General features: G+C 69.3%; 4 protein-coding genes. 1 reads left to right on the top strand and 3 read right to left on the bottom strand.

The features are described from left to right. The 3 genes from RIF68_RS26795 to lepA all read right to left on the bottom strand — a co-directional run. On the bottom strand, nt 1–388 hold a 388-nt coding region (locus RIF68_RS26795), incomplete at its 3' end, for a radical SAM protein (protein ID WP_375165746.1). A 37-nt stretch (nt 389–425) separates the two neighbouring features. Then, nucleotides 426–2,303, bottom strand: a complete 1,878-nt coding sequence (locus tag RIF68_RS26790; protein WP_309053869.1) for a long-chain fatty acid--CoA ligase — start codon at nt 2,301–2,303, stop codon at nt 426–428. Between the two features lie 182 nt (nt 2,304–2,485). Beyond that, nucleotides 2,486–4,354 (bottom strand): translation elongation factor 4, encoded by a 1,869-nt coding sequence (lepA, locus tag RIF68_RS26785; protein WP_309053868.1) that lies wholly within the window; start codon nt 4,352–4,354, stop codon nt 2,486–2,488. A 184-nt stretch (nt 4,355–4,538) separates the two neighbouring features. Here lepA and rpsT point away from each other — a divergent pair, with 184 nt between their 5' ends. Next, the gene (gene rpsT / locus RIF68_RS26780; protein ID WP_093876150.1) at nt 4,539–4,805 is read left to right on the top strand and encodes a 30S ribosomal protein S20; all 267 of its coding nucleotides are present in this window, start codon (nt 4,539–4,541) and stop codon (nt 4,803–4,805) included. Nucleotides 4,806–5,125 lie beyond the last annotated feature (320 nt).

The raw sequence follows: 5,125 nt of genomic DNA, 5'->3' as shown, positions 1-5,125 counted from the left end.
CGGCGTCGTCCGCGAGCCCGAACTCCTCGCGGACGACGCCCAGCATCCGGACGAGGTCGCCGGCCGCGAGCAGCGTGGGCGTGCCGCCGCCGACGAAGACGGTCCTGACCGGCCGGGGGTCGTCGCCGAGCACCTTCCGGGCGAGGCGGATCTCCTCGGCGACCTGGCCGGCGTAGTTGTCGCGGGAGGCGAGCACGCCGCCCTCGCCACGCAGCTCACTCGCGGTGTAGGTGTTGAAGTCGCAGTAACCGCACCGCGTGGCGCAGTACGGCACGTGCAGATAGAACCCGAGCGGACGCTCCCCGGCCCCTTCCAGGGCGCGTGCGGGCAGCGCCCCGTCCTCGGGCATGGGCTCACCATCGGGCAGTACGGAAGGCATGGGGTCCATTGTCCCGTACCGCCCGGGTGAACGGCCGCCGCGCGGATCAGGCCTCGCGCGACCCGGCGTACATGTCCTCGATGAGGTCCTTGTAGGCCCGCTCGACGACCGGGCGCTTGAGCTTCAGGGACGGGGTGAGCTCGCCGTGCTCGATGTCCAGGTCACGCGGCAGGAGGCGGAACTTCTTGATCGTCTGCCAGCGCTGGAGGTTCTGGTTGAGGCGGTCGACGTACCCCTGGACCATCTTCTCGGTCTGCGGGGCGGCGACGACCTCGGCGTACGACTTGCCCGCGAGGCCGTGCTCGGCGGCCCAGCCGAGGATCGCGGGCTCGTCGAGGGCGATGAGCGCGGTGCAGAAGTTCCGGTCGGCGCCGTGGACGAGGATGTTCGAGACGAACGGACAGACGGCCTTGAACTGGCCTTCGACCTCGGCCGGCGCGATGTACTTGCCGCCGGAGGTCTTGATCAGGTCCTTCTTGCGGTCGGTGATCTTGAGGTAGCCGTCGGCGGAGAGCTCGCCGATGTCGCCGGTGTGGAACCAGCCGTCGGACTCCAGGACCTCGGCCGTCTTCTCGGGCAGGCCGTGGTAGCCCTCCATGATGCCGGGGCCGCGCAGCAGGATCTCGCCGTCGTCGGCGATGCGGACCTCGGTGCCGGGCAGCGGCTTGCCGACGGTGCCGGTGCGGTAGGCCTCGCCCGGGTTCACGAAGGAGGCGGCGGAGGACTCGGTGAGGCCGTAGCCCTCCAGGATGTGGATGCCTGCGCCGGAGAAGAAGTAGCCGATCTCGGGGGCGAGGGCGGCGGAGCCGGAGATGCAGGCGCGCAGGTTGCCGCCGAAGGCCTCGCGGATCTTGGCGTAGACGAGCGCGTCGGCGACCTTGTGCTTGGCGGTGAGGCCGAAGGGCGCGGAGGCGGTGCCGGTGCGGCGGAAGTTGTCCTGGGTGACCTTGGCGTACTCGCGGGCCACCCCGGCCGCCCACTGGAAGATCTTGTACTTGGCGCCACCGCCGGCCCGGGCCTTGGCGGCGACCCCGTTGTAGACCTTCTCGAAGATGCGGGGCACGGCCGCCATGTAGGTCGGCTGGACCACCGGCAGATTCTCGATGATCTTGTCGACGCGGCCGTCGACGGCGGTGACGTGGCCGACCTCGATCTGTCCGGAGGTGAGGACCTTGCCGAAGACGTGGGCGAGCGGCAGCCAGAGGTACTGGACGTCCTCCTGCGTGACGAGGCCCGTGGCGGCGATGGCCTTGGCCATGTACGACCAGTTGTCGTGCGGGAGGCGGACGCCCTTGGGGCGGCCGGTGGTACCGGAGGTGTAGATGAGGGTGGCGAGCTGCCCGGGGGTGATGGCGGCGACCCGCTCCTTGACGGCCTCGGGGTGCTTCTCCAGGTAGGCGGCGCCGCGCGCCTCGAGTTCGGCGAGGGTGAGGACCCAGTCGTCGGAGGTGTCCGCGCCCTCGGGGTCGACGACGACCACGTGGTGCAGGCCGGGCAGGTCGGCGCGCCGCTCGACGGCCTTCGTGAGCTGGGCGGCGTTCTCCGCGATGAGGACCTTCGACTCGGAGTCGGAGAGGATGAAGGCCGACTCCTCGGCGTTGGTCTGCGGGTAGACCGTGGTGGTGGCCGCGCCCGCGCACATGACGCCGAGGTCGGCGAGGATCCACTCGACGCGGGTGGACGAGGCCAGGGCCACGCGCTCCTCGGGCTGCACGCCGAGGTCGACGAGGCCGGCGGCGATGGCGTAGACCCGTTGGGCGGCCTGGCCCCAGCTGAGCGACTTCCAGTCGTCGGGCCCCTGGCCGGAGGCGGCGGGCACCGGATAGCGGTAGGCCTCCGCGTCGGGAGTCCGCTCGACGCGCTCAAGGAAGAGGGTCGCCACGGACGGCGGCCGGTTCTCGATCAGGGTCTGTGTGTCGCTCACGACGTCCTCCGGGCGGCGGCGGTGCCTACGGGTGGTGCGTAACTAACTGGCGAGTAACCTTCGAACCGGCTTCAGAGTAGAGGCCGGAAAGCCGTCACGTAAGGGTCTGTGGATAACGAACGGGCCCACGTGCCGTGCGCACGTGGGCCCATTCGGTGCATGAGGAAGCTACCCGGGGGCGACTACTTCTTGCCCTTGCCGGAGGACTCGTCACTCGACAGGACCGCGATGAAGGCCTCCTGCGGCACCTCGACGGAGCCGACCATCTTCATGCGCTTCTTGCCCTCCTTCTGCTTCTCCAGCAGCTTCCGCTTACGGGAGATGTCACCGCCGTAGCACTTGGCGAGGACGTCCTTGCGGATGGCGCGGATGGTCTCGCGGGCGATGACACGCGAGCCGATCGCCGCCTGGATGGGCACCTCGAAGGCCTGGCGCGGGATGAGCTCGCGCAGCTTGGCGACGAGCCGCACACCGTAGGCGTACGCGGCGTCCTTGTGGGTGATCGCCGAGAAGGCGTCCACCTTGTCGCCGTGCAGGAGGATGTCCACCTTGACCAGGCTGGAGGACTGCTCGCCGGTGGGCTCGTAGTCGAGGGAGGCGTACCCGCGCGTCTTCGACTTCAGCTGGTCGAAGAAGTCGAAGACGATCTCGGCGAGGGGCAGGGTGTAGCGGATCTCCACCCGGTCCTCGGAGAGGTAGTCCATGCCGATGAGGGTGCCCCGGCGGTTCTGGCACAGCTCCATGATGGAGCCGATGAACTCGCTGGGCGCGAGGATCGTGGCGCGGACGACCGGCTCGTACACCTCGCTGATCTTGCCCTCGGGGAACTCGCTCGGGTTGGTGACCGTGTGCTCGCTGCCGTCCTCCATGACCACGCGGTAGACCACGTTGGGGGCGGTGGCGATCAGGTCGAGCCCGAACTCGCGCTCCAGGCGCTCGCGGATCACGTCGAGGTGGAGCAGGCCGAGGAAGCCGACGCGGAAGCCGAAGCCGAGCGCGGCGGAGGTCTCCGGCTCGTAGACCAGCGCGGCGTCGTTGAGCTGGAGCTTGTCGAGCGCGTCGCGCAGCTCCGGGTAGTCCGAGCCGTCCAGCGGGTACAGACCGGAGAAGACCATCGGCTTCGGGTCCTTGTAGCCGCCGAGCGCCTCGGTGGCGCCCTTCGCCTGCGAGGTGATCGTGTCGCCGACCTTGGACTGGCGGACGTCCTTCACGCCGGTGATGAGGTAGCCCACCTCACCGACGCCGAGGCCGTCGGCCGGCAGCATCTCGGGCGAGTTCGTGCCGATCTCCAGCAGCTCGTGGGTCGCGCCGGTCGACATCATCCTGATGCGCTCGCGCTTGTTCAGCTGCCCGTCGATCACTCGTACGTACGTCACCACGCCGCGGTACGAGTCGTAGACCGAGTCGAAGATCATCGCGCGGGCGGGGGCGTCCGCGTTGCCGACCGGCGCCGGAACGTCCCTGACCACGCGGTCGAGCAGCGCCTCGACGCCCATGCCGGTCTTGGCGGAGACCTTGAGGACGTCCTCGGGCTGGCAGCCGATGAGGTTCGCCAGCTCCTCGGAGAACTTCTCCGGCTGCGCGGCCGGCAGGTCGATCTTGTTCAGCACGGGGACGATGGTGAGGTCGTTCTCCATCGCCAGGTACAGGTTGGCGAGGGTCTGCGCCTCGATGCCCTGGGCCGCGTCCACGAGGAGGATCGTGCCCTCGCAGGCCGCGAGCGACCGCGAGACCTCGTAGGTGAAGTCGACGTGCCCGGGGGTGTCGATCATGTTCAGGATGTGCGTCCTGGACTGATCGGGCCCCTCGGTCGGCGCCCACGGCAGCCGGACCGCCTGGGACTTGATCGTGATGCCGCGCTCACGCTCGATGTCCATCCGGTCGAGGTACTGGGCGCGCATCTGCCGCTGGTCGACCACACCGGTCAGCTGGAGCATCCGGTCGGCGAGCGTGGACTTGCCGTGGTCGATGTGCGCGATGATGCAGAAGTTGCGGATCAGAGCCGGGTCGGTTCGGCTCGGCTCGGGCACGTTGGTAGGAGTCGCGGGCACGCAGGGTTCTCGTCTCGGGCGATGTTCAGAACGGATACGTAGGCTCCATGGTCCCATGCCCGCCGCCCGACGCCCGGTTTGGGCGGGCCGGAGGGCTGCTGGTACCGTGGACAGCTGTGTCTCGTGTGCCCTCTCAGCTCCGAGACCATCCTGAGGAAACATCGAACCTGTAAAGGCTCTTTCAGTGGCGAACATCAAGTCCCAGATCAAGCGGAACAAGACCAACGAGAAGGCGCGCCTGCGCAACAAGGCCGTCAAGTCGTCGCTCAAGACCGCGATCCGCAAGGCCCGTGAGGCTGTCGCCGCCGGCGACCTCGAGAAGGCCACCGTGGCCACCCGTGCCGCCTCGCGTCAGCTCGACAAGGCTGTCTCGAAGGGTGTCATCCACAAGAACGCCGCCGCCAACAAGAAGTCGGCGCTGGCGATCAAGGTCGCGTCCCTCCAGGGCTGAGCTCTGATCTAGCGCTCCACCGGCCGCACGGGACCCAGCGGACCCTCTCTACCGCTCCCACCCGGCCCCCCGGACCCGCACGCGAGACGCGTTCGCCACGCGTGTGCGAGCCCACATCACGACGCCGAAGGCCCCGTCTCCCCCTTCCCCAGGGGGACCGGGGCCTTCGCCGTGTCCGGGACCGGTGAGGGGGCTTCGGGCCCCACTGCCCGCAGGCCGGGGGAGGGCGGCCGAGGTCGGCCGGATGAGCGGCCTGCGGCGAGGCTCGGTGGGGGCTGCGGGCCGGCCGGCGTGGAGGCCCCCGGACAGTTCGGGGGCCT

Source organism: Streptomyces sp. (genome assembly GCF_031178505.1).
Lineage (GTDB): Bacteria > Actinomycetota > Actinomycetes > Streptomycetales > Streptomycetaceae > Streptomyces > Streptomyces gulbargensis.
The sequence above is the reverse complement of the archived record's forward strand: the minus strand, read 5'-3'. Positions and strand labels throughout refer to the sequence as shown.